This is a genomic window from Lutimaribacter degradans, from assembly GCF_023703375.1.
Classification (GTDB): Bacteria; Pseudomonadota; Alphaproteobacteria; order Rhodobacterales; family Rhodobacteraceae; genus Lutimaribacter; species Lutimaribacter degradans.
This window is the reverse complement of the sequence record NZ_JAMQGO010000010.1, coordinates 78,767-103,362: the sequence shown is the minus strand read 5'-3', so window position 1 is coordinate 103,362 and position 24,596 is coordinate 78,767. Positions and strand designations below refer to the sequence as shown.

At 61.6% G+C, this 24,596-nt stretch carries 25 protein-coding genes; 8 read left to right on the top strand and 17 right to left on the bottom strand.

Features of this window, described 5'->3' with window-relative positions; genetic code table 11:
• Position 1 precedes the first annotated feature (1 nt).
• Positions 2 to 415 (bottom strand): Hsp20 family protein, encoded by a 414-nt coding sequence (locus tag M8744_RS14165; protein WP_251418896.1) that lies wholly within the window; start codon positions 413 to 415, stop codon positions 2 to 4.
• A gap of 157 nt (positions 416 to 572) precedes the next feature.
• On the opposite strand from M8744_RS14165, the gene M8744_RS14160 reads away from it, so the two are divergent.
• The 4 genes from M8744_RS14160 to dtd are packed head-to-tail and all read left to right on the top strand — an operon-like array spanning position 573 to position 2,859.
• Complete coding sequence (locus tag M8744_RS14160; protein ID WP_251418894.1) at positions 573 to 809, top strand: YdcH family protein; 237 nt, start codon at positions 573 to 575, stop codon at positions 807 to 809.
• Between the two features lie 55 nt (positions 810 to 864).
• Entirely contained in the window at positions 865 to 1,353 is a 489-nt protein-coding gene (purE, locus tag M8744_RS14155; protein ID WP_251418892.1) for a 5-(carboxyamino)imidazole ribonucleotide mutase, read from the top strand.
• Entirely contained in the window at positions 1,346 to 2,422 is a 1,077-nt protein-coding gene (locus M8744_RS14150; RefSeq protein WP_251418890.1) for a 5-(carboxyamino)imidazole ribonucleotide synthase, read from the top strand. The genes purE and M8744_RS14150 overlap by 8 nt, the downstream gene beginning before the upstream one ends.
• Positions 2,422 to 2,859, top strand: a complete 438-nt coding sequence (dtd, locus tag M8744_RS14145) for a D-aminoacyl-tRNA deacylase (protein WP_251418888.1) — start codon at positions 2,422 to 2,424, stop codon at positions 2,857 to 2,859. The genes M8744_RS14150 and dtd overlap by 1 nt, the downstream gene beginning before the upstream one ends.
• A gap of 46 nt (positions 2,860 to 2,905) precedes the next feature.
• Here the strand turns inward: dtd and M8744_RS14140 are convergent, their stop codons facing one another.
• From M8744_RS14140 to M8744_RS14065, 16 genes are all read right to left on the bottom strand, one after another.
• A complete protein-coding gene (locus M8744_RS14140; protein WP_251418886.1) occupies positions 2,906 to 3,742 on the bottom strand; it encodes an alkaline phosphatase family protein in 837 nt (278 codons plus the stop codon).
• A gap of 128 nt (positions 3,743 to 3,870) precedes the next feature.
• On the bottom strand, positions 3,871 to 5,511 hold the full coding sequence (locus tag M8744_RS14135; protein ID WP_251418883.1) for an ABC transporter ATP-binding protein: 1,641 nt from the start codon (positions 5,509 to 5,511) through the stop codon (positions 3,871 to 3,873).
• The gene (locus M8744_RS14130; RefSeq protein ID WP_251418882.1) at positions 5,508 to 6,323 is read right to left on the bottom strand and encodes an ABC transporter permease; all 816 of its coding nucleotides are present in this window, start codon (positions 6,321 to 6,323) and stop codon (positions 5,508 to 5,510) included. Before M8744_RS14130 ends, M8744_RS14135 begins: the two co-directional genes overlap by 4 nt.
• Positions 6,320 to 7,279: an ABC transporter permease gene (locus M8744_RS14125; RefSeq protein WP_251418879.1), complete on the bottom strand. Its 960-nt coding sequence runs from the start codon at positions 7,277 to 7,279 to the stop codon at positions 6,320 to 6,322. The genes M8744_RS14130 and M8744_RS14125 overlap by 4 nt, the downstream gene beginning before the upstream one ends.
• Position 7,280: 1 nt before the next feature.
• Complete coding sequence (locus tag M8744_RS14120; protein ID WP_251418877.1) at positions 7,281 to 8,864, bottom strand: ABC transporter substrate-binding protein; 1,584 nt, start codon at positions 8,862 to 8,864, stop codon at positions 7,281 to 7,283.
• 142 nt (positions 8,865 to 9,006) lie between these two features.
• Complete coding sequence (locus tag M8744_RS14115; protein ID WP_251418875.1) at positions 9,007 to 10,992, bottom strand: CocE/NonD family hydrolase; 1,986 nt, start codon at positions 10,990 to 10,992, stop codon at positions 9,007 to 9,009.
• A 176-nt stretch (positions 10,993 to 11,168) separates the two neighbouring features.
• A complete protein-coding gene (locus M8744_RS14110) occupies positions 11,169 to 11,570 on the bottom strand; it encodes a RidA family protein (protein ID WP_251418873.1) in 402 nt (133 codons plus the stop codon).
• A gap of 2 nt (positions 11,571 to 11,572) precedes the next feature.
• The gene (locus M8744_RS14105; RefSeq protein WP_251418871.1) at positions 11,573 to 11,977 is read right to left on the bottom strand and encodes an acyl-CoA thioesterase; all 405 of its coding nucleotides are present in this window, start codon (positions 11,975 to 11,977) and stop codon (positions 11,573 to 11,575) included.
• 8 nt (positions 11,978 to 11,985) lie between these two features.
• The gene (locus M8744_RS14100; protein ID WP_090029421.1) at positions 11,986 to 12,222 is read right to left on the bottom strand and encodes an Lrp/AsnC ligand binding domain-containing protein; all 237 of its coding nucleotides are present in this window, start codon (positions 12,220 to 12,222) and stop codon (positions 11,986 to 11,988) included.
• Between the two features lie 4 nt (positions 12,223 to 12,226).
• Positions 12,227 to 13,843: an AMP-binding protein gene (locus M8744_RS14095; RefSeq protein ID WP_251418869.1), complete on the bottom strand. Its 1,617-nt coding sequence runs from the start codon at positions 13,841 to 13,843 to the stop codon at positions 12,227 to 12,229.
• 1 nt (position 13,844) lies between these two features.
• The gene (locus M8744_RS14090) at positions 13,845 to 15,008 is read right to left on the bottom strand and encodes an acyl-CoA dehydrogenase family protein (RefSeq protein ID WP_251418867.1); all 1,164 of its coding nucleotides are present in this window, start codon (positions 15,006 to 15,008) and stop codon (positions 13,845 to 13,847) included.
• Positions 15,009 to 15,111: 103 nt separating this feature from the next.
• A complete protein-coding gene (locus M8744_RS14085; protein WP_251418943.1) occupies positions 15,112 to 15,912 on the bottom strand; it encodes an enoyl-CoA hydratase family protein in 801 nt (266 codons plus the stop codon).
• A 5-nt stretch (positions 15,913 to 15,917) separates the two neighbouring features.
• Positions 15,918 to 16,400 carry a MarR family winged helix-turn-helix transcriptional regulator gene (locus M8744_RS14080; RefSeq protein ID WP_251418865.1) on the bottom strand — a complete coding sequence of 161 codons (483 nt, stop codon included), beginning with the start codon at positions 16,398 to 16,400 and terminating at the stop codon, positions 15,918 to 15,920.
• Positions 16,397 to 17,149, bottom strand: coding sequence for an SDR family NAD(P)-dependent oxidoreductase (locus M8744_RS14075; RefSeq protein ID WP_251418863.1), 753 nt, complete (start codon positions 17,147 to 17,149; stop codon positions 16,397 to 16,399). Before M8744_RS14075 ends, M8744_RS14080 begins: the two co-directional genes overlap by 4 nt.
• Positions 17,149 to 19,449: a bifunctional salicylyl-CoA 5-hydroxylase/oxidoreductase gene (locus M8744_RS14070; RefSeq protein WP_251418861.1), complete on the bottom strand. Its 2,301-nt coding sequence runs from the start codon at positions 19,447 to 19,449 to the stop codon at positions 17,149 to 17,151. Before M8744_RS14070 ends, M8744_RS14075 begins: the two co-directional genes overlap by 1 nt.
• A gap of 206 nt (positions 19,450 to 19,655) precedes the next feature.
• Positions 19,656 to 20,813, bottom strand: a complete 1,158-nt coding sequence (locus M8744_RS14065) for an acyl-CoA dehydrogenase family protein (RefSeq protein ID WP_251418859.1) — start codon at positions 20,811 to 20,813, stop codon at positions 19,656 to 19,658.
• A 277-nt stretch (positions 20,814 to 21,090) separates the two neighbouring features.
• On the opposite strand from M8744_RS14065, the gene M8744_RS14060 reads away from it, so the two are divergent.
• The 4 genes from M8744_RS14060 to M8744_RS14045 are packed head-to-tail and all read left to right on the top strand — an operon-like array spanning position 21,091 to position 24,593.
• Entirely contained in the window at positions 21,091 to 21,966 is an 876-nt protein-coding gene (locus M8744_RS14060) for a branched-chain amino acid ABC transporter permease (protein WP_251418857.1), read from the top strand.
• A 4-nt stretch (positions 21,967 to 21,970) separates the two neighbouring features.
• Positions 21,971 to 23,053, top strand: a complete 1,083-nt coding sequence (locus tag M8744_RS14055; protein WP_251418855.1) for a branched-chain amino acid ABC transporter permease — start codon at positions 21,971 to 21,973, stop codon at positions 23,051 to 23,053.
• Positions 23,050 to 23,820 carry an ABC transporter ATP-binding protein gene (locus tag M8744_RS14050; RefSeq protein WP_251418853.1) on the top strand — a complete coding sequence of 257 codons (771 nt, stop codon included), beginning with the start codon at positions 23,050 to 23,052 and terminating at the stop codon, positions 23,818 to 23,820. Before M8744_RS14055 ends, M8744_RS14050 begins: the two co-directional genes overlap by 4 nt.
• Positions 23,817 to 24,593 carry an ABC transporter ATP-binding protein gene (locus M8744_RS14045; protein ID WP_251418852.1) on the top strand — a complete coding sequence of 259 codons (777 nt, stop codon included), beginning with the start codon at positions 23,817 to 23,819 and terminating at the stop codon, positions 24,591 to 24,593. The genes M8744_RS14050 and M8744_RS14045 overlap by 4 nt, the downstream gene beginning before the upstream one ends.
• Positions 24,594 to 24,596 lie beyond the last annotated feature (3 nt).

Genomic DNA, 24,596 nt, shown 5'->3' with positions numbered 1-24,596 from the left:
CTTACCCCCTGTTTATCTTGATCGTCTGCACAACAGTATCGGGCTGTGCGCGTGTCAGGTCGATATGCAAAAGCCCGTTTTCCATAACGGCCTCGCCTACCTCGACCCCATCGGCCAGCACGAAACTGCGCTGGAATTGCCGCGCGGCGATACCACGATGCAGAAACACGCGTTCGGCGCTGTCATCGGCCTGCCGGCCCCGGATAACCAACTGCCTGTCTTCGATGGTAATGCTCAGATCGGATTCGGCAAATCCGGCCACCGCAAGCGTGATGCGATATGAATGGTCGGATGTCTGTTCGATATTGAACGGCGGGTAGCCTTCGTTGCCGGATTTCGCATTGCGCTCCAACAGCCGCTCAAGCTGCTCAAAACCCAGCAGATAGGGGTGTGACCCCAAGGTAAGTTTTGTCATCGACACGTCCTTGTTCAAGCGACAGTCCAAGGCATCCCGTTCGCGGCAATGCCATTGAAACAAATATGGTAATACAGGCGCACCCGTGCAAGGGCTTTGCGAAAATGCTGTTTATCAGTATGTTGAAGACCCGGATGCAACGACGGAATCACTTGTCATGAATGCCCAGTCCGACTTCTCCAGCGAGATCGCGATGAAAACCGACGACGTGCTGCGCGTCGAGCTGGAGGTATTTCGCCGGGAACATCGCGACCTCGACGACTCGATCCGGGCCTTGCAGGACCGTGGCACCGCCGATCAGCTTACGTTGCAGCGCCTGAAGAAGAAGAAACTGCAACTCAAAGACCGTATCGCGATGATCGAGGACCGTCTGACACCCGACATCATTGCGTAACCCCGCGCGGGTCGTATAGTGCGCCTTTCAGATGGCGGGCAAAGGTGCAGGCGCAATGGCACAGGTGAAAGTCGGAATCATAATGGGCAGCCAGTCGGACTGGCCCACCATGAAAGAAGCGGCCGAGGTTCTGGATGAATTAGAGGTGCCTTACGAGGCACGGATCGTCTCGGCGCACCGCACGCCTGATCGTCTGTGGAACTATGGCAAGACAGCCGTTGAACGGGGCCTGCACGTGATCATTGCCGGTGCAGGCGGGGCGGCGCATCTGCCGGGCATGATGGCGTCTAAAACCCGCGTGCCCGTTGTCGGCGTTCCGGTGCAGACCAAGGCCTTGTCAGGCGTCGACAGCCTGTATTCCATCCTGCAGATGCCGCGCGGCTTTCCCGTGGCAACAATGGCCATCGGCGGCGCGGGCGCCCGGAACGCTGGCCTGATGGCAGCACAGATGTTGGCCATGAACGACCCCGCGCTGGCCCAACGGCTGGATGCATGGCGGGCGGCGTTGTCGGCCTCGATCCCGGAGGAACCCAAGGATGACTGAGCCCCTGACCACCGGCGCAACCATCGGCATACTCGGCGGCGGGCAGCTGGGCCGGATGCTGTCGGTTGCCGCAAGCCGCCTCGGGTTCAAGACCTGCGTGTTCGAACCCGATGGGGATTGCCCCGCCAGCCACGTATCCAATTATCACGTCAAGGCCGATTACGATGACCCGGACGCGCTGCGCTCCTTCGCGCAAGCCGTAGACGTGGTAACCTACGAGTTCGAGAACATCCCGACATCTGCGCTCGATATTATCGAGACGCTGCGCCCCATCCGCCCCGGCCGCGAAGCCTTGCGCATTAGCCAGGACAGGCTGACCGAAAAGGAATTCCTGACCAAGCTAGGCCTGAAAACCGCGCCCTTTGCCGCCGTCGACAACGGCGATGACCTGGCCACCGCGCTTGACCAGATCGGCACCCCCGCGATCCTGAAAACCCGCCGTTTCGGTTATGACGGCAAGGGGCAGGCCCGGATCATGACTTCCGGTGACGCCGAACAGGCCTTGGCCGAAATGGCCGGCACCCCGGCACTGCTGGAAGGGTTCGTCGCCTTCAGCCACGAGGTTTCGGTCATCGCCGCACGTGCGCCGGATGGGTCGATATCCTGTTTCGACCCCGGCGAAAACGTGCACCAGGGCGGCATCCTGCGCACCACCACCGTGCCCGCGCGTCTCAACCCCACACAGCGCAGTGACGCCGTGTTGCTCGCGGCCAATATCCTGAACGCGCTGGACTACGTTGGGGTTCTCGGGGTCGAACTGTTCGTGACGCCCGGCGAGCTGATCGTGAACGAGATTGCCCCGCGCGTGCACAATTCCGGGCACTGGACGCAGAACGGCTGCGCCGTGGACCAGTTCGAACAGCATATCCGCGCCGTGGCCAGCTGGCCGCTGGGAGATGGCAGACGCCATTCGGACGTGGTGATGGAAAACCTGATCGGAAGCGATGTCGACCGGGTGCGGCAAATCGCGTCCGAACCCCATGCCGCCCTGCATCTTTACGGAAAGGCCGCCTGCAAACCGGGCCGAAAGATGGGCCATGTCAACCGCTTGAAACCGGGGGCCTCCTGATGCGCGCGCTGCTGCAGCGGGTGGCCCATGCCAGCGTGACCGTGGATGGTGAAACGATTGGTCAGACCGGGCCAGGCCTTTTGGTCTTGATCTGCGCAATGACAGGCGACAGCGAGTCGCAGGCCGACACGCTGGCCGCAAAGATCGCCAAGCTGCGCATCTTCAAGGATGACGCGGGCAAGATGAATCTCTCGGTCCGCGACATCGGGGGCAGCGCGCTGGTGGTCAGCCAGTTCACCTTGGCCGCCGACACCGCGGGTGGAAATCGCCCCGGCTTTTCCGCCGCGGCCAACTCGACCGACGGTGAACGGCTATACGACTATTTCACCGACCGGCTGGCAGCCGAGGGCGTGCCGGTAGAAAAAGGGCGCTTCGGCGCCGACATGAAGGTCGATTTGCTCAATGACGGGCCGGTGACAATCTGGATCGAGCATTAGGCTACAGCCGCGTTGATCGGCAAGCCCGGCAGGTTGCGCCCAACGCTCAGGTCAAAAATGGCTCGGCCTGCATGCTCGGGGGCACCTCCGCGCCCAAACGGCGCAAGATCGTCGGGGCCAGTTGAAGCTGGCCCAGCAACCTGTCGGTTTCCGGCCCTTCGGCATCACCGAAATAATACAAGGCCACATCCTGTTGCAGCGGATCATGTCCCCCATGGTGTCCGCGCGCGTCCTGGCCATGATCGGCGGTAACGATCACCTCGTAGCCCATGGCACGCCACTTGGGGATGAACGGCGCCAGCATTTCATCCATCACGGCACAGGCGTGGTCCATTTCCTGGCAATCGTGGAAAAATCGGTGCCCCATGCTATCCAGCGTGCAGGTATGCAACACCCCGTAATCCAACCCGAAACGGCCGCACAGATTTGTCAGCGTCGCGAACAGGTCAACATCCGACGGCGTCATCTGGTTGATCAACCCGTAGCCCGTCATCGTGTGAAAACGGCCATGATTGATCGTGTCGCTTTCGGGCTCGTCATACTCGATATCGCGCACGAAATCGAACGGCGCGCGATTGAAGAACTCCGACCAGTATGAATGGGCCACGGCACCCGTCACGCCACCCGACCGGCGCACCTGGCTGAATATATCGGGCTGGTCCAGTCGAAACACGTTGCCATTTCCCGTGCAGCCATGCACCTGCGGCGTGACGCCGGTGTGGATCGAGGCATAGCACGACGCCGAGATCGACGGAAGAACAGCCCGCATGGTCCAACGCCGCGCCGCACCCGATTGCACCCAACCTTCGAGGTTTCCGAAAAGCCGCGTCCAATTGCGCAGCGGAACACCGTCCAGGATGATCAAAAGCAGTTTACGATTCATGTCCGCCCCATTCCACCGATGCCGCGCACCGGCCCCTTTCCTCTTGCCTCAAGTACCCCGGGGGGTCTGGGGGGCAGCGCCCCCCAGCCGGTCGGGCCGCGCCATGCGCGGTCCGAAACCGATGGTTTCTAGTTGCCGGCGCTTTCCATCTTGCGATTGGCAATTACGTCTTCCAACCAGCCCAGGCGCATCTCGGGCACCGAGTTGAGCAGCAGGTCGGTATAATCGTCGAAAGGCGGATTGAGAACCTCCGACTTCGTGCCGTAACGGACGACCTTGCCCTGGTACATCACGGCGATGCTGTCGGCGATGGCGCGCACCGTGGCCAGGTCGTGGGTTATGAACAGGTATGCCACGTCCTCGACCTTTTGCAGGTTCAACAACAGCTTCAGGATCCCGTCGGCAACCAACGGGTCAAGCGCGCTTGTCACCTCGTCGCAGATGATCAGCCTTGGCTTGGCCGCCAGCGCCCGCGCGATGCAGACACGCTGTTTCTGCCCACCCGACAGTTCGGCCGGGTAGCGGTCGATGAAACCCTCGCCCATCTCGATCTCGTCCAGCAATTCCTGGATACGGCGCCGCTTCTCTTGGCCTTTCAGGCCGAAATAGAATTCCAGCGGTCGGCCAATGATGGTGCCCACGGTCTGGCGCGGGTTCATCGCGACATCGGCCATCTGGTAGATCATCTGCAACTCGCGCAGATCGTCACGCGGGCGAGATGGCAGGTCGGGCGTCAAGTCGCGCCCGTCAAAACTGACCTTCCCCTCGCGCGGGGGCAAAAGGCCGGTGATTACCCGCGCCAGCGTCGACTTCCCCGATCCGCTTTCACCCACAACCGCCAGAGTCTGACCGGGGTAGAGGTCAACGCTGACATCCTTGAGCACATCGAACTTCGTGCCCTTGTAACGCGCCGTCACGTTTTCGACCGACATAAGGGGCGTGCCGGTGGGCGATTTTTCCTCGTGCCGGATCGACCTGACCGAAACCAGCGCCTTGGTATAGTCTTCCCGCGGTTCGTTGATGATCTGGTCGGCGCTGCCGTATTCGATCATGTCGCCCAGTTTCAGCACCATGATATCATCGCTGACCTGCGCCACCACGGCCAGGTCATGGGTGATGTAGATGGCAGCAACGCCGGTATCGCGGATCGCCTCCTTTATGGCCATGAGCACGTCGATCTGCGTGGTCACGTCCAACGCGGTGGTGGGTTCATCAAACACGACCAGGTCAGGTTCGGGGCACAACGCAAGCGCCGTCATGCAGCGCTGCAACTGTCCGCCAGACACCTGGTGCGGATACCGGTTGCCGATGGACTCGGGGTCGGGCAGCCCAAGCTTGCGAAACAGGGCCACGGCGCGGGCTTCGGCCTCGTTCGTCGAGAACTTGCCATGAAGGATCGCGGCCTCGGTCACCTGTTCCATGATCGGCCGTGCGGGGTTGAAACTGGCCGCCGCCGACTGGCTGACATAGGTCACCTCGCCCCCGCGCAAGGCGCGCAGGTCGGACAGGCTCGATTTCAGGATGTCGCGCCCGTTCACCCAGACTTCGCCTCCGGTGATATTCACGCCGCCCCGGCCATAGCCCATGCTTGCCAGGCCAATGGTCGACTTGCCGGCACCGGATTCGCCGATCAGCCCCAGAACCTTGCCACGCTCCAGGTCGAAATCGACACCATGCACGATCTCGATGTCATGGGGTCGCTCACCCGGCGGATAGACGGTGGCCCCGATCTTGAGCCCGCGCACCTTCAGCAGCGTGTCATCGCTCATCCCCGACCTCCTTTCAGGCTGGTGGTACGGTTCAGCACCCAATCGGCCACAAGGTTCACGCTGATCGCCAGGGTAGCGATGGCCACGGCGGGCCACAGCGCGGCCCCGATACCATAAACGATACCATCCGAGTTCTCCTTGACGATCCCGCCCCAGTCGGCGGCGGGTGGCTGCACACCCAGGCCAAGGAAGGAAAGGGTGGATACGAATAGCACGGCAAAGATGAACCGCAGGCCCATTTCGGCCACCAGAGGCGACAGCGCATTGGGCAGGATTTCACGAAATATGATCCAGACCCGCCCCTCGCCGCGCAGCCTGGCGGCTTCGACGAAATCCATGACGTTGATATCAACGGCCACGGCACGCGCAAGGCGATAGACCCGCGTGGAATCGAGCAAGCCCATCACCACGATCAGCACAGGGATGGTCACCGGCATCACCGACAGAACCACCAAGGCGAATATCAGCGACGGGATCGACATAAGCAGGTCGACAAAGCGGCTCATCAATTGGTCGACCCACCCCCCCATCACGGCGGCCAGCAGGCCGAACACCGTGCCGGTGGTGAAGCTGAGGATGGTGGCCGCCGTGGCGATGAAGATCGTGGTGCGCCCGCCATAGATCATCCGCGTCAGCAGATCGCGGCCGATATTGTCGGTACCCATCAGGTGCTCGGGGCTGGGCGGCTCCCATACGCCGCCGACAACCTCGGCCATGCCGTAAGGTGCGATCAGCGGCGCCAGGATGGCCATCAGGAAATAGAGACTGGTGAAAAACAGGCCGATGCCCGCGGCAAAGGTGATATTCTTCATTTTGGGTGCCTCAACCGCGGGTTCGCCAGTATCGACACGATATCGGCCACCATGTTCAGCCCGATATAGACGGTGGCAAAAACCATGCCACAGGCCTGCACCACGGGCACGTCACGCTTTGAAACGTGGTCGACCAGGTACTGGCCCATTCCGGGGTAAACGAACACCACCTCGACCACGACCACGCCTACCACCAGGTAGGCCAGGTTCAGCATCACCACGTTGACGATGGGCGCGATCGAGTTTGGAAGCGCGTGTTTCCTGATGATCGTGAACATCCTCAGGCCCTTCAACTCGGCCGTCTCGATATAGGCCGATTGCATCACGTTCAGGATGGCGGCGCGCGTCATCCGCATCATGTGTGCCAGCACCACCAGGGTCAGAACGGCAATGGGCAGGGCAATCGACTCGAGCTTGTCGTCCAGGCTGGCATCGGCGCGAAACGAAACCGCCGTAGATGGGAACAGCCCCAGCTTTACCCCGACAAAGAACATCAGGACATATCCGATCAGGAACTCCGGCACCGAGATGGACGCCAACGTGACCGCCGAAATCAGCTTGTCAGGCCAGCGTTCGCGATAGCGCACGGCCAGCAGGCCAAGGAAAATCGCCAGCGGCACGGCGATTACCGCCGCCCAGAACGCCAGGAACAACGTGTTGCGCAGACGCGAGGCCAGGCTTTCCGCGATATCCAGCCCGCTGGTCAGCGCGGTGCCCAGGTCGCCCGTCAGTACGCCGCCCAGCCACGCGAAATAGCGCGCCACGGGCGGATCGTTCACCCCCAGTTCGGCGCGCAGGTTTGCCAAAGCCTCGGGCGTGGCCGACTGACCAAGGATGGATTGCGCCACGTCGCCGGGCAGGACAATCGTGCCAACGAAGATCAGGATCGAGACAAGGAAAAGAAGAAGCAGGCCCAGCGCGATGCGCTGGACCAGCAATTTTGCCAGCAGGGGCATATCAGGCCGCGACCCACATCTTCATGGCGGCATAGAAGTTCATCAAGCCGAACCCTTTTTGCCCCGGCACCCAGCCAGCGATACGGTCGCTGGTGGCTTCGACGAAGTCGTTGAACATCGGGCAGATCAGCCCGCCTTCGTTATGCACGATCGTGCCCATGTCGGCATACATCTGCGTGCGCTTTGCTTCGTCCAGTTCTGCACGGGCGGCGACCAGAAGCTGGTCGAACTTCTCGTTGTTGAAACGCGTGTCGTTCCAGTCGGCGGTCGACAGGTAGGCGGTGGCATACATCTGGTCCTGCGTCGGACGACCGCTCCAGTAGCTGGTGCAGAAGGGCTGCTTGTTCCAGACCTCGGACCAGTACCCATCGTTCGGCTCGCGCTTGATCTCGACATTGATGCCAGCCGCCGCGCAGCTTTGCTGGAACAACGCAGACGCGTCCGGTGCCCCGGGGAACGAGTTGTCGGAAGTGCGCAACAAAACCGTGCCGTCAAAGCCCGATTTGTCCAGGTGGAACTTGGCCTTGTCGGGGTCATATTCGCGCTGCTCGATTTCCGAATACAGCGGGTAGGACGCATTGATCGGCGTGTCGTTCCCGACCGAGCCGTAGCCGAACAGGATCTTGTCGACCATTTCCTGCCGGTTCATGCCGTATTTCAGCGCAAGGCGCAGATCGTTATTGTCGAACGGGGCGGTGTCGCAGTGCATGATGAACACGTAATGCCCCGGTCCCGATGTCGTGCGCACGGTGATATTCGGCGCGCGCTCGATCAGCCCGGCGGTGCGCGGCGGCACGCGGTCGATCATATCCACCTGGCCAGACTGCAACGCCGCGACACGCGCGGTGTTGTCGTTGATTACCAGCACCTCGATGGTGTCGGCGTGGCCCAGATCACCCCAGTAATTGGGGTTCTTCTCGGCGATAAAGCGCACGCCCATATCCACTTCTTTCAGGATATAGGGGCCGGTGCCGATGGCCGCGGTCGGATCGTCCTTGCCGCCGTTCGGCTGGATCATCAGGTGGTAGTCAGCCATGTAATACGGCAAGTCGGCATTCGGGCCGTCCAACTCGATCACGACGCTGTCGCCATCGGCGCTCACATTCTGGATGTTGCGCAGAAGGCCCAGCGCGCCCGACTTGGTTTCTTCGCCGGAGTGGCGCTCGATCGTGGCAACCACGTCGTCGGCGGTGACGGTCTTGCCGTTCGAAAAAGTGATTCCCTGACGGATCTTGAAAGTCCAAATCCGCGCATCGGGCGACGAGCTGAAGCTTTCGGCAACCTTGCCCTCGACGCCACTTTCCGGCGCAAGCTCGACAAGCGGCTCGCCCCACAGACGGTTGACCTGGGTCGAAACCGAATTGGCCGCAAGCGCCGGGTCAAGGCTGTCGGAAGATGCGCCGCCCTGGATGCCGACCCGCATGGTTCCGCCCTTCTGAGGTCCGGCCGCGTGCACCGCGTCTGCCAGCATCGTGTTGGCCAGCGCTGCCGAGACGCCAAGCGCCCCCATGCGACCCATGAACTCGCGGCGCGTGATCTTGCCCAGCGCAGCACGCACCTTGAGATAGTCGATCTGGTCTTTCATTCGAAATTCCCCCTGTTTCCGGTGTCGGAAAGGATGCCGCACCGTTTGTTGACTCTCGAGTCAAGAATGCCGATTGCGCCCATCGCTTCAAGCAAAAATTTTCTTTTTGCGACATGAAGCGTCTATGCGCGACATCTATCGGTTACATGTGGTCACGCGAAACCTTGTCAGTCACATTCCGTGCATACACCAACTTGTCGTTTTCATAGGCCTCAAGCCGACCTGACATATGGAAATGCGTCGCGTCCGACCACATTTCGGCAAAGGTTTCGGTGCGGGTGCGAATATCGTCGCGTTCGACCTCCTCGGTCCAATGGGTGCGGGCACGCGCAGTTAGCGGGTCATCGGGGTGAATCGTCCACCATTCGCGCGCCACACTGCCAGATATCAGCCCGTGCGCCACGTCGCGCTGCTTGCCTTCGTCACGCTCGACATACTGGGTGATCGTGCCACTGACCATGTCGGTGGTTACCTCCTTGCGCTCGACGGCTGGGCGAAGCTCTTCAACCTCTTGCGGCGGCGCAGCATCGGGCGGCGGAAACCGCCACTCGTCACCCTGGGCGGTGGGGCGCACCGCCACGTCCAGCGCGCCTTCGTGCACTGTCACCTCGGCGGCGGCAGGCATGGGCCAGACCATCGGCCAATAGGCGGTGCTGATTGCAAGGCGCAGCCGGTGCCCTGCGGGCACCCGGTAGGCGATGTGGTCAAGCCGCACTGCCACATCGACCGACTGGCCCGGCACCAACGGTTCCGGCGCGTCATGACCATTGCGATGGGTCAGGTTCAACATGCCCCAGGTGATCCGCTGGCTGCTGCCATCGGGCGCCACGTCACACAGCCGCACCGCCAGTTGTGCCCAGGGGCGATCAGCGGAAACGCGCAAGCGCACCAGCGGCGCGCCAACGATATCTGCGGCGTCCTGCAAGGGCGTGCTGTCAAAACAGGCCGACAAGGCGTCATCCACGCGCTGGTCGCCAGGCCATTCCGGCCCGTCCGAACCGCCGTAATATTCGCCGCCTTCAAGCCCGCAATGCTGGGGCGAGGCAACACGCGCCTGCAATGGCTCGGCCTTGCCACCCAAGCGACCTGGCGCCAATGGCCAGGTTTCCGTGGCCCAATCAAGCGTGTCATCCGCAAGCCACAGCCCCGGCCGGTGATCATAGCGGCGACGGGGCGGCACGGAATCCATCAGGTAATGCCGATAGGCCGGGTCGCCCTCGACGCCGGTATCAATATCCTTGAGCCACCTGTCCCACCAGCGCAACGCCTCTTGCAGAAACCCGATGCGGGGGCCGGGCACGGCGAAATGCGGATATTTGTGTACCCATGGGCCATTGATCCCCTTGGCGCCGGGTATGTTGTTTACAATGTGCGCGACCGTGTTCAGATATCCGTCGCCCCAACCGCTGATCGCCAGCACCTTGGCCTTGATACGGCTGTAATCCTCGCAGATCGAGCCATGCCGCCAATAGGCATCGCGCCGTTGATGGCGCAGCCAGGTCGAGATCAGGAACGGCTCGTTCTCAATCCGCTTCAGCCATATCTCGCGCCAGTCAGGGCGCAGCGCCGGATCGGATGGGCGCGACGAGTAGGACCACATGACCGAGGACCAAGCGAAATTCTCGTTCAGCAGGCAGCCGCCCTTGTAATGGATGTCATCAGCGAAACGATCGACCGTCGAGCACAGGGTAATCACCGCCTTCAGCGGCTCGGGCTGGCGATAGGCCACCTGCAGGCCGTTGAACCCGCCCCAACTGATGCCCATCATGCCGACCGTGCCCGCGCACCAGGGTTGGGCGGCCAGCCACTCAATCACCTCGACGGCGTCGGATAGCTCTTGCTCGCTATACTCGTCCGACATCAGGCCATCACTGTCGCCATTGCCGCGAATGTCGACGCGAATACAGGCATACCCACGCGCCGCGAACCAGGGATGGGTTAACGCGTCGCGCGCGGTTGTGCCGTCACGCTTGCGGTAGGGCAAGTATTCGAGGATCGCCGGAACCGGGTCGCTGGCGGCATCCTCGGGCATCCAGACACGCGCCGACAGCTGGCAGCCATCGGACAAGGTTATACGCATGTCGGGTATTTCGGTAACGGGGCGCAACGCGCGGGAAGTTTCGGTCATGGCGCGGACAGTCTGACAAGCGGCCCACAGCGTCAAGCGGAACCACCCTGCCCCTTCACCTTGCCCGCAAACACCTGTCTGGAACACCCAACAGCAGCGCGGGGCGTTTGCGCCCGGTCAACGGTGCCGCCCGCGCGCCGTGCCTGTGCCACGGGCACGCGATTCCTGCGAAATACTTAGCCCTGCGGGATCTTGGCCGTCGCCTCGATCTCCAGCAGCGCCTCATCCTCCACCAGCGCCTGAACGACAACCATCGTCATCGCCGGAAAGTTCCGCCCCAGCACGTTGCGGTAAACCTTGCCGATCTCGGACTGATGGGCCAGGTAATCTTGCTTGTCGGTCACGTACCATGTCAGCCGTACAAGGTGCTCGGGGCCACCGCCCGCCGCTTCGATCACGGCGACGATGTTTTTGAGCGCCTGCTCCATCTGGCCGATGAAGTCATGCGCCTCGAATTTCTGTTCGGCCGTCCAGCCGATCTGCCCGCCAACGTAAAGCGTGCCATCCTCGGTCAGAACACCGTTGGCATAGCCCTTGGCGGGTGCCCAGCCTTCGGGGTGTATGATGCGATTGGTCATTTTCATGTCTCCTCAAGATGGGCCACCAGGGCAGCGCGGGCATCGTCGGGCCAGGGCGCAGGGCGCAACCCCGTGCCGACATGCACGATGACAGACGAGGCACGCAGCCGAATTTCTTCGCCGCAACGGGCCACGAAACGCGTGTGAAGGCTGCTGCGTCCAACACGCGGAAATGACAAGGTGAACTCCAGCACGTCACCAAGACGGCTCGGGGCCAGGAACTCGGTCTCGATCCGAGCGGTAGGCACGGCCCGGTCGGCATGCATATCGGCGAACGTGTGCCCGGGGATCGTGGCAAACAAGGACTCGACCACGTCGTTCAGCATCTCGAAATAGCGCGGATAGAAAACGATCCGGGCCGGGTCGCAATGCCGAAACATCACCTCTTGTCTGTATGTAAACGCCATTCGACTGCTCAGAACGCCTTGAAGGTCAGCGTGGTCAGGCTGCGCTCAACCCCGGCCACATCTACCAGCATTTCGTTGATGAACTTGCCGATATCCTGATCCTCGGGGATATACAGCTTGATCAACAGGTCCCAATCACCGCTGGTCGAATAAAGCTCGGAATGCAGTTCCTTGAGCATGATCTGCTCGGCCACCTTGTAGGTCTGGCCGGGCTTGCAACGCAGTTGTACGAATGTGGCGCGCATGATGTCACTCCTCTTTCAGGCGGAACCTCTGGATCTTGCCGCTCTCGGTTTTTGGCAGCGCATCGGTAAAGACCACCGAACGAGGATATTTGTAAGGGGCAATCGTCGCCTTGACGTGATCCTGCAGCAGTTTTGCCATCGCATCGCATGCCTGCGCCGTATCGCGCAAAACAACATGCGCCTGCACGATCTGCCCGCGCGCCGCATCGGGCACCCCCACCACCGCGCATTCCGCCACGTCCGAATGGGCCAGCAAGGCGGCCTCGACCTCGGGGCCGGCGATGTTGTAGCCCGAAGTGACAATCATGTCGTCGTTGCGCGCGGCAAAATGCAGATGGCCGTCATCGTCCATCGAAAACGCATCACCCGTGACGTTCCAGCCATCCTGCACGTAATCGGCCTGTCGGGAATCCGCCAGGTAACGGCATCCGGTCGGACCCCGAACAGCCAAACGGCCCACCTGCCCGCGCGGCACTTCTTGCCCGTCCTCGCCGATCACCCTTGCCTGGTATCCCGTGACCGGCTTTCCGGTGCAGGCTGGCCGGTGATCGTCGAAACGGTTGGTGACGAATATGTGCAACATCTCGGTCGCGCCGATCCCGTCAAGTATCGGCTTGCCGGTCTTTTCAATCCATTCCTCGTACACCGGGGCGGGCAATGTCTCACCTGCGCTCACGGCCGCGCGCAAAGACGTCAGATCCGCCCCATCGTCCATCGCCGCCATCATCGCACGATACGCGGTGGGCGCCGTGAAACAGACCGTGGCACGGTATTTCTGGATAATCTCGATCAGGTTGGGCGGCGAGGCATTTTCAAGCAAGGCCGCCGCCGCGCCGAAACGCAACGGAAACACGGCAAGCCCGCCCAGCCCGAAGGTGAAGGCCAGCGGCGGCGAGCCCACGAAAACATCATCGGGCTGCACGTTCAGCACCTCGCGCGCATAGCCATCGGCGATGATCAGAATGTCACGATGGAAATGCATCGTGGCCTTGGGCGCCCCGGTCGTGCCGCTGGTAAAACCCAGAAGCGCCACGTCATCGCGGCCCGTGCGCACGGCGTCAAACTGCACGGGCTTTTCCAGCGCCAGGCGGTCCAATTCGGCATCGTGGTTCGATGTGCCATCGAAACCCACCACCGTTTTCAGGAAATCCGAGGTCTTGGCGCAGGCCGTCATCTCGTCCATCAGCCGCGTGTCGCACAGCGCATGGGTGATCTCGGCCTTGTCGACGATCTTGGCAAGTTCACCCGCACGCAGCATGGGCATGGTGTTTACCGCCACGCCACCCGCCTTGGTCACGGCAAGCCAGGCCGCCACCATCGCCGGGTTGTTGGCCGAGCGGATCAACACTCGGTTGCCCGGCTTTACCTTAAGGTCATCCACCAGCGCATGGGCCAGGCGGTTGGTCCAGTCGGCGAGTTCCTTGTAGGTGCGCCGCCGGCCATTGCCGATCAGCGCGGTGCTGTCACCAAAACCCCTTTCCACCATCGCATCGGTCAGTTCGACCCCGATGTTCAACTGCTCGGGATAATCAAAGCCCTCCAGCAAAAGGTCCGGCCACTGGTCCTCGGGCGGCAGGTTATCCCGCGTGAACGTATCTGTATGTGCGCTCGGTCCCAGCATGTCAGCCTCCCTTATGCATTCCCAACGCCTGCCGCGCGATGACGACTCGCTGCACGTCAGATGCACCTTCGTAAATGCGCAGAGCCCGGATATCGCGGTACAGCTCTTCCACCTTCTGGCCCTTGCGCACGCCGTCGCCGCCATGCAATTGCACCGCCCGGTCGATTACCTGCTGCGCCTGGTCGGTTGCAAAAAGCTTGGCCATTGCCGCCTCGCGCGTCACGCGCGGGGCGCCGGAATCCTTGGTCCAGGCGGCGCGGTATACCAGCAGGGCCGCGGCATCCACATCCAGCGCCATGTCGGCGATATGCCCTTGCACCATCTGCAAGTCGAACAGCGGCGCGCCCTGAACCTCGCGTTCGGTCACCCGCGTCAGCGCCTCGTCCAACGCCCGGCGAGCAAAGCCCAGCGCCGCCGCCGCCACGGTTGAACGGAACACGTCCAGCACCGACATCGCGATCTTGAAACCCTGCCCGCGCGCGCCCAGCAAGGCGTCCTTGGGGATACGGCAATCGGTGAAACGCAACCGGCCCAGCGGGTGAGGCGCGATCACCTCTAGCCGCTCGACCACTTCGAAACCGGGCAACCCGGCGGGCACGATGAACGCCGACAGCCCCTTGGCCCCCGGCCCTTCGCCGGTGCGCGCGAATAGCGTGTAAACATCCGCGATGCCACCGTTTGAAATCCAGGTCTTCTCGCCGTTGAGTATGAAATCATCGCCGTCTTCCTCGGCCGTGAGGGTCGAGGCGGCAACGTCCGACCCGGATTGCGGCTCGGTCAGGGCAAAGGCCGAAATCGCGGCGCCGGCACGCGTCTGGGTCAGCCAGCGGCTTTTCTGCTCCTCGGTTCCGAAAAGCGAAATCGCACCGGTGCCCAGGCCCTGCATGGCAAAGGCGAAATCCGCCAACCCGTCATGGCGGGCCAGCGTTTCCCTGATCAGGCAAAGCGAACGCACATCCAACCCGGTGCTGCCCGTCGGATCGACGGCAGAATGACGAAGAAACCCGGCCTCGCCCAGCCCGGCCACCAGCGCCCGGCAGGCCGCGTCGGTATCGGAATGGTCGATCTGCCCCAGATGCCCGGCACACCACGCCTCAAGGTCATCTGACAAAGCCCGATGCCGCTCATCGAAAAACGGCCATGTCAGGAAAGTCTTGTCCGCCATTGTGCCCCCTGTTTCCTCTCTCCAAAAATATCTTCGCCAGAGATAAAAATTCGTTCACGAATTTTGTGAAAAACCGCCTCCGGTTTTTCGGTCCGCGCCGCTGTCAGTCTCCTTCGAAAACCGGCTTTTCCTTTTTGACGAAGGCGTTATAGGCGCGCTCGAAATCGCCCGTCTGCATGCAGATCGCCTGCGCCTGGGCCTCGGCCTCGATGGCCTGTTCGATCGACATCGACCATTCTTGCGCCAGCATCGTCTTGGTCATCATGTGGCCGAAATTTGGACCGTCGGCAATTTTCCCGGCCAGGGCAAGCGCCTCGGCTTCCAGGGTCTCGGCATCGACCAACCGGTTGAAAAAGCCCCAGCGCTCGCCCTCGTCGGCGGTCATGACGCGGCCCGTGTAAAGAAGCTCGGCCGCGCGGCCCTGCCCGATGATCCGCGGCAGGATGGCGCAGGCCCCCATGTCACAACCGGCAAGACCGACACGGGTGAACAGAAAGGCCGTCTTGGCGTCGGCCGTGCCCATACGCAGATCACTGGCCATGGCAATGATCGCACCGGCCCCTACGCAAATCCCGTCTATCGCGGCGATCACGGGCTTGCCGCAATTCACGATGGCCTTGACCAGGTCCCCGGTCATCCGGGTGAATGCCAGCAGTTCCTTCATGTTCATGCGCGTCAGGGGCCCGATGATGTCATGCACGTCCCCGCCCGAGCTGAAATTTCCGCCATTCGATGCGAACACCACGGCCTTCACATCATCGGCATAGTGCAGATCGCGGAACCAGTCGCGCAGCTCGGCATAGCTGTCGAATGTCAGCGGGTTCTTTCGTTCGGGCCGGTCCAGCCGCACCGTGGCGATGCCGTCCTCGATCGTCAGCAGAAAATGTTTCACGTCGGTGCGCATCGCGTTCATTGCGTTTCTCCCCTAGTCTCCAAAAGCTCGGCCAGTTCACCCAACCGGTTGGCAAATATCCGGGCTTCGTCGGCATCCATTTCGGCAAATAGCCCGTCGATCCATGCCTCGTGTTCGGCCGCCTGCCCGATAAAGACGGTCTGCCCACGTTCGGTCAATCGTGCCATCATCGCACGCCGATCCCCTGGCACGGCCACGCGTTCCACCAGGCCCTCTTCGGTCAGCCGGTCGACGATGCCGGTGACATTGCCGTTCGATACTTTCAACACGCCCGACAGCTCGGACATGCGTAGCCCGTCGGGATGACGGTGCAGCGCCGACATGACGTCAAACCGCGGTAGCGTGGTGTCATGCTCGCGCCGAAGCTTGTCACGCAGCTCGTTCTCGATTTTCCGAGTGACGCCCAACAGCCGCAACCAAAGCCTGAGACGCGCCTTGGATTGCGGCGTGCTGCGTGTGGATTCGGCGGGGGCGTTCATATCTCGCCCCCCGTTAGGCCCAGCGCATGCCCGTTGACCGAACGCGCTGCCTCCGAACACAACCAAAGCGCCGCGCCGGCCACTTCGTCGGTCTGGATGAACCGGCCTTGCGGATTGCCCGCGCGCAGCGACTTGGCCGCCTTTTCCTGGCTCATACCGGTTTTCTCGACGATGTTGGCAATCGATCGATCCAGCAAAGGCGTCTCGATGAAGCCCGGGCACAGCGCGTTTACAGTCACGCCGGTGCGCCCCAGTTCAACAGCCAGAGCGCGCACCAACCCCAGAACGCCGTGCTTGGCCGCAACATAGCCTGCAACATACGGGTACCCCTTGAGCGAGGCGGTCGACGCGACCGCGATCATACGCCCCCAGCCTTGGGCCTTCATGTCGGGCAGCGCGGCCTGGAAACTGTGGAACACGCCCTTCAGGTTCACCTGCAACATCGCATCAAGGTCATCGGCGTTCATCGCCTCGAACGGTTTGCTGTCGGCGGCGCCGGCATTGGCCACGATCACGTTGACGGGACCGTTCAGCCCACGCGCCTGGCGAAAGGCATCGCGCACGGCCGCGCCATCGGTCACGTCGCAGGTGACCCAGCCAATGAACTTGTGCTGCTTGGCCACGTCGCGCAACGGCCCTTCGCGGCGCCCCAGGATGGTGACCTTGGCCCCCGCATGGGCAAAGGTCTGGGCCATCTCGGCGCCAACGCCGGTGCCGCCACCCGTGATGATGACGTGCCGGTACTCCATCAGACCCGCACCTGCATCATCTCGGCCTCGCGGTCTGCAAGACGCCACATCTGGTCGCGGCCCGGCAGGTAAGGCAGCGGCCATTCCGCCAGACGATCACCGATCTTGGCGCCTTCGTGCAGCGTCCAATACGGGTCGGCCAGGTGCGGACGCGCGACCGCCACGAGATCGGCCCGCCCCGCCATCAGGATGGAATTGGCGTGGTCGGCCTCGTAGATGTTGCCGACCGCCATTGTGGCAATGCCGGCCTCGTTGCGGATGCGATCCGAGAACGGCGTCTGGAACATGCGTCCGTAAACGGGCTTGGCATCCACGCTGGTCTGGCCGGCCGACACGTCGATAATATCGGCACCCGCCTCCCAGAACATGCGCGAGATTTCAACCGCCTCGTCGGGCGTCACGCCATCGTCGCCAACCCAGTCATTGGCAGAGATGCGAACCGCCAGAGGCTTGGCCTCGGGCCAGACCGCGCGCATGGCCTGGAACACCTCAAGTGGATAGCGCATCCGGTTTTCCAGGCTGCCGCCGTACTCGTCCTGCCGGATGTTCGACTTTGGGCTGATGAAGGACGACAGCAGGTAACCATGCGCCGCGTGCAGTTCGATCATGTCGAAGCCAGCGCGCTTGGCCATTTCCGCGGATGCCACGAATTGATCGCGCACCATGTCCATCTCGGCCCGGGTGATCTCACGCGGGACAGCGTTTTCCGGCGACCAGGGGATAGGTGAGGCCGAAACCAGTTCCCAATTTCCATCGGGCAACGGCGCGTCCATTTTTTCCCACCCCACCTGGGTCGAGCCCTTGCGGCCCGAATGTCCGATCTGGCAACAAATCTTGGCCTCGGTTTCGGCATGCACGAAATCGGTCAGGCGCTTCCACGCTTCCTCATGTTCGGGCGTGTAAAGCCCGGGACAGCCCGGCGTGATGCGGCCCTCGGGGCTGACGCATGTCATTTCGGTGTAAACCAGGCCGGCACCCCCCTTGGCCCGTTCGCCGTAATGGATAAGGTGCCAATCCGTCGGGCAGCCATCGACAGCCTTGTATTGTGCCATGGGGCTTACCACGACGCGGTTCTTCAGCTCCATGTCGCGCAACTTGAACGGAGCGAACATCGGCGGCCGAACGGGCGCGTTTTCCGATACACCGGACTGAACCTGGAACCACTTTTCCGCCGATTCCAGCCATTCCGGGTCGCGCAGGCGCAGGTTTTCATGGGAAATCCGCTGCGACCGCGTCAGCAGCGAGTAATTGAACTGCACCGGGTCGAGATCGAGATAACGCTCCACCTCTTCGAACCATTCAAGGCTGTTGCGTGCGGCCGATTGCAGGCGCAGCACGTCCAGCCGCCGCTCGTCCTGGTACTTGGCAAAGGCGTCCTTCAGTGACGCTTCGGTATCCACGAATTCGGCCAGGGCAATCGCGCTGTCGAATGCCAGGCGCGAGCCCGACCCAATGGAGAAATGCGCAGTCGCCGCTGCATCGCCCATCAGCACGACATTCTTGTGATGCCACTTTTCGCAATTCACGCGGGGGAAGTTGATCCAGACGGCCGAACCACGCAGATGCTTGGCGTTCGACATCAACTCGTGACCGTCAAGGTGATCGGCAAAGATCTGGCGGCAGGTCTCGACGATCTCTTCTTTCGACATGCCTTCGAAACCCCACTTGTCCCAGGTTTCCTGCGTGCATTCGACGATGAACGTCGCCGTGTTGTCATCGAATTGGTAGGCATGCGCCCAGACCCAGCCATGAGCGGTCTTTTCGAAGATGAAGGTGAAGGCATCGTCGAATTTCTGGTGCGTGCCCAGCCAGATGAACTTGCAAAGACGGGTATCGATATCTGGCTTGAAATGCTCGGCCCAGGCTTCGCGCACACGCGAATTCAGACCATCGGCGGCCACGACCATGTCGTATTTTTCCGAGTAATCCTCGACCGGGCCAACATCGGTTTCGAATTGCAGGTCCACGCCCAGTTCACGCGCGCGCTCTTGCAACAGCAAAAGCAACTTCATGCGTCCGATACCGGCGAAACCATGCCCACCCGACACCGTGCGGTGCCCGTCATGCACCACGGCGATGTCATCCCAGTAGGCGAAATTCTCGCGGATCGCCTCGGCGCTTTTCGGATCGTTCCGGTGCAGGTTGTCCAGCGCGTCGTCAGACAGCACGACACCCCAACCGAACGTATCATCCGCCTTGTTGCGTTCGAACACCGTGATTTCGGCATCGGGCTGCCGCAGCTTCATAGAAATCGCGAAATAAAGGCCTGCGGGCCCACCACCAAGACATGCGATCTTCATGCTCTCGCCTCCTCGAATCCATGCTTGGTAACACGGTAACGCAGGCAAGAATTATTTCAAGGACAAATATTTTAAGGTTGAAGTATGCGGTCGATTTCAGCCCTACAACGGGATCTTGCGACTGCAATATTCCGCCGCAGATTGGCATGCACCGCTTTGGCGTGAGCGCAAAACGATCGGCGCGGGCAGTGCGCCCGCGCCGCTGTTCAAACGTCGATCGAGCGGGCGATCAGTTCCTTCATGATCTCGTTGGTGCCGCCATAGATCATCTGCACCCGCGCATCCGCGTAAAGACGAGCGATAGGGTATTCCATCATGAAGCCATAGCCACCGAATAGCTGCAGGCATTCATGCATCACCTCGTTCTGGGTCTGGCTGCCCCAGTACTTGGCCATGCTCGCGGTCGCGGCATCCAGCGTGCCGTCCTCGGCGCGGGCGATGCAATCGTTGACAAAAGCGCGCAGAACCTCGGCCTTGGTTTTCATCTCGGCCAGCTTGAAGCGCGTGTTCTGGAAATCCATTACCCGCTGACCGAAGGCCTTGCGCTCTTGCACATAGGCGATGGTTTCCTTCAACGCGAAATCGATGCAGCCCTGAGCGGTCAGCGCGATGGCCAGCCGCTCCCACGGCAATTGCCGCATCAACTGGTAGAACCCCTGCCCCTCTTCATCCCCCAGCAGGTTGGTCTGCGGCACTTTTACATCCTCAAAAAACAACTCGGACGTGTCGTTGGCCTTCATTCCCAGTTTTTTCAGATTGCGCCCACGGCGGAAGCCCTCGGTGCCTTCGGATTCCATCACGATAAGCGAAACGCCCTTGGCGCCCGCGTTCTTGTCGGTCTTGGCAACCACCACGATCAGATCGGCGGTCTGCCCGTTCGTGATGAAGGTCTTCGAGCCGTTGATACGGTAATGGTTGCCATCCTTTTCGGCCGTGGTCTTGACCGACTGAAGGTCGGATCCGGTGCCCGGCTCGGTCATCGCGATGGCCGCCACGCGCTCGCCCGACACAAGCCCCGGAACCCAGCGTTGCTTTTGCTCTTCGCTGGCATAGGCCAGAAGGTAATGCAGAACGATCGACTGGATCGAATAGCCCCAGCCGCTATCACCCACTGCGCCCTGCTCGTATATCGTGATGGCGTCAAACCCCATGCCGCCACCTGCACCGCCATATTCCTCGGGCACGGAACCGCCCATCAACCCCTGGTCGCCAGCGACTTTCCAGAATGCGCGGTCAACCCGGCCCTGTTCGTTCCATTTCTCGATATTCGGTACCAGTTCATCGGCATAGACACGGCTGGCCGCGTCGGCGAACATCCTGTGTTCGTCCATGACCCAGCTTGCCGTTGGCGTGAAAAGCGTCATTCTTTCTCTCCCGTGATGCAGCTTGGCGCCACCATGCAAAAGCCGGGACGGCCGCGTCCAGACTATCGTTGCGTCGCAAGTCGATTCCCATGAATTTCCGCATAGCGGTCGCACCTTCCGCAACGTCACCTTTACACTTATAGTTGACCCGTGTGGCAAATTATGTCCGGATCAGCACACCAGCCTGCAAGGGCTGGCGCGCGTCGGCGGGAGGGTCGGCGCAGGCAGGACCGGGGCGTCAAGAGATCGCGGCCTGCACCATATAGGGAGGATCGTGGTGGAAGTTCTTCAGCTTCTCATCAGCGGCATGGCCAATGGCTGTGTCTATGGCCTTGTCGCGCTGGGTTTCGTACTCATCTACAAGGCGACCGAGGCCGTCAATTTCGCGCAGGGCGATTTCATGATGCTGGGCGCCTTCGTGACGCTTGGTTTCGTCAACCCTGAATTCATGGGCATCCCGTTCTGGCTGGCGCTGCCACTTGTGTTCCTTGTCATGGGAACCTTCGGCTACCTGCTGGACGTGATCGTGCTACGTGCCGTGTTCGGCCAGAACCAGGTGGCCGTCATCATTCTGACAATCTCACTGGGGTTCGTCCTGCGGTTCGTCGCGGGCTTGATCTGGGGGCACGAGCCGCTGTCGCTGCATTCGCCGCTGGCGCTCGGTGATCTGCGCATGGGAGAGTTGGTGCTGGGCATGGCCGATGTGGCGATCATCATCACCACGTTCGTGCTGACACTGCTGCTGTGGCAGTTCTTTCAGCGCACCAAGATTGGCCTGGCCATGCAGGCAGCCAGCCAGAACCAGATGGCGGCCTATTACATGGGCATCCCGGTCAAGCGCATCCATGGTCTTGTCTGGGCGCTGGCGGGCATCGTCGCGGCGGTCGCGGGCATTCTGTATGCATCAAAGGGCGCGATTGACCCCAACGCAGGTTTCATCGGGATCAAGGCCTTCGCCGCAGCCGTGATCGGCGGTTTCGGCAGCCTGCCCGGCGCCCTGATGGGCGGGCTGATCGTGGGGATCATCGAACCCTTCGCAGCGCGGTACTTGCCGCCCGGCTACAGCCAGATCGCTCCCTATGCGCTGCTGATCGGCGTGCTTCTGTTCCGTCCCCACGGCCTGTTCGCGCAGGTTCGCGTCAAGAAGGTCTGAGGTCATGCGCATCCATTTCAAAACCAGCTACGATCACGACATTCGCCTGTTCCAGGATGGTTGGCAGGCCTTTCTTTACACCGCGCTGCTGGCGCTGATGGTGGCCCTGCCCTTTCTGATCGACGACTTCTTCCTGGGCGAGGCGACGAACGTGCTGATCTGGGCCACCTGCGGGCTGGGCCTGATGCTGCTGACCGGGCAGACCGGCCAGGCCAGCCTGGGCCATTCGGCCTTCATGGCCCTGGGCTGTTACACGTGTGTGCTGTTGATGGAGGCCGGCGTGCCCTTCATCCTGGCGTTTCCGCTGGGCGGGGTCATCACCGGCGTCATCGGCGCGCTGATCGCCATTCCAGCGCTGAAACTGCACGGGGTCTACCTGGCGATTGCCACGCTGGCGCTGGCGATCCTGACAGACGACCTGATCGTGATGCTTGAGCCCTGGACAGGCGGCGTCGGGGGGAAAAACGCGCCGCCGATCATTGTTTTCGGGCTGGAGATCAACCGTTGGTCCAGCCCGGTCGCGTGGTACTACATGGCGCTGGTCGTGGTGCTGATCGTGACGCTGTTCTACCGCAACCTGCTGCGCGCGCCGATGGGCCGTGCCTTTGCGGCCGTGCGCGACAGCGAAATCTCGGCACAGGCGATGGGCGTGAACATATCGCGCACCAAGACGCTGGCCTTCGGCCTTTCGGCCGGCATCACGGGGCTGGGCGGCGCGCTGATGGGGCTTTTCTCCGAGATCTTCAATAACGAGACCTTCACCTTCATCATCTCGATCCAACTGCTGATGATGATCGTCGTGGGCGGGCTTGGCTTTATTCACGGCGCCTTTCTGGGGGCAATCGTCATCGCCTTCCTGCCGCAGTTCCTGTCGATCGTGAGCGACAGCATGGGCAGCAACGTGGCGATCCCCGGCCTGGAAACGGCGGTGTTCGGGGTGATCATGATCCTGTTCATCCTGTTCGAGCCGATGGGTCTTTATGGCCGATGGCTCAAGATCCGCACCTTCCTGGAGCTTTTCCCCTTCGCGCGGAAAGACATGTTCCGCCGTCAGAAATCCTATCTGAAAACGGAGCGGCTGAGATGAGTCTTCTGACGCTTGAGAACGTGACCCTGAAATTCGGCGGCCTGACAGCCGTGAACAAGCTGAGCATGGACGTGAAAGAGGGCGAGGTCTTCGCCCTTGTGGGGCCGAACGGTGCCGGCAAATCGACGGTTTTCAACCTGATCTCTCGGTTTTACACGCCCTTCGAAGGCAAGATCACGTTCGACGGGCAGGATCTCCTGAAACTGCCGCCCGACGAGGTGCCCAGCCTTGGCATCGCACGCACGTTTCAGAACATCGAACTGTTCGATCAGGCAACCGTTCTGGACAACCTGCTGGTGGGTCGTCACCGTCTGCGCAAGACCAATCTGGTGGAGCAGATGCTTCACCTGCCATCGGTGCGCCGCGAAGAGCGCGAACACCGCGCGGCGGTCGAAGAGGTGATCGACTTCCTTGATCTTCAGCCTTACCGCAACAAGCGCATCGCGGGCCTGCCCTACGGTGTGCGCAAGGTGGTCGAGGTGGGCCGCGCGCTGGCCTCGAAGCCACGCTTGTTGTTGCTTGATGAACCGGCCTCGGGCCTGTCGGTCGAGGAAACGCAGAACATGCGCTGGTGGATCGACGACATCCGCCGCCACATGGGGATAACGGTTTTGATGGTCGAACATGACATGGGGTTGGTCAGCAAGGTCTGCGACCGCGTGCTGGCGCTGGCCGACGGTGCGAAACTGGCCGAAGGCACGCCCGAAGAGGTGCAGAACCACCCGGCCGTGATATCGGCCTACCTTGGCACGGGGGACGCGGCATGAGCGACAAACCCCTGCTGGAGGTGCGCAACCTCGAAACCTTTTACGGCCCGATCATGGCCATTCGCGGCGTCAGCCTCGAGGTGCACAAGGGCTCGGTCGTCACGGTTCTGGGCGCGAATGGCGCGGGAAAGACCACCCTTTTGAAAACAATCTCGGGCATCATGGACCCGGAAAAGGGCGAAATCCTTTTCAAGGGGCAGCCGATCCAGGGATGGGAGCCGCATAAGGTCGTGCGGGCGGGCATCGTGCACGTCCCCGAAGGACGCGAAGTTTTCCCCCTGCTGACGGTCGAGGAAAACCTGAACCTCGGCGCCTATACCCGCAATGACAAGGCGGCCATAGCGCGTGACCGCGACCTGGTGTTCGAATATTTCCCGATTTTGAAAGAGCGTCGCAACCAGGAGGCCGGCACGCTGTCGGGCGGTCAGCAGCAGATGCTGGCCATTGGTCGCGGCTTGATGCTGAGCCCGGAAATCATGCTGCTTGATGAACCCAGCCTGGGGCTGTCGCCGCTGCTGGTGCAGGAGATTTTCGGCATCCTCAAGCGGCTGAACAAGGACGTGGGCGTGACCATGATGCTGGTCGAGCAAAACGCAAATGCCGCGCTGAACCTGGCCGACCAGGGTTACGTCATGGAACTGGGGCGGATCGTGATGAACGACACGTCCGACCGGCTGAAGGAAAGCGAAGACATCAAGAGCTTCTACCTTGGCCACACAGACGAAGGCGCGCGCGGCGAAAAACGCTGGAAGCGCAAGAAGACATGGAGGTGATGC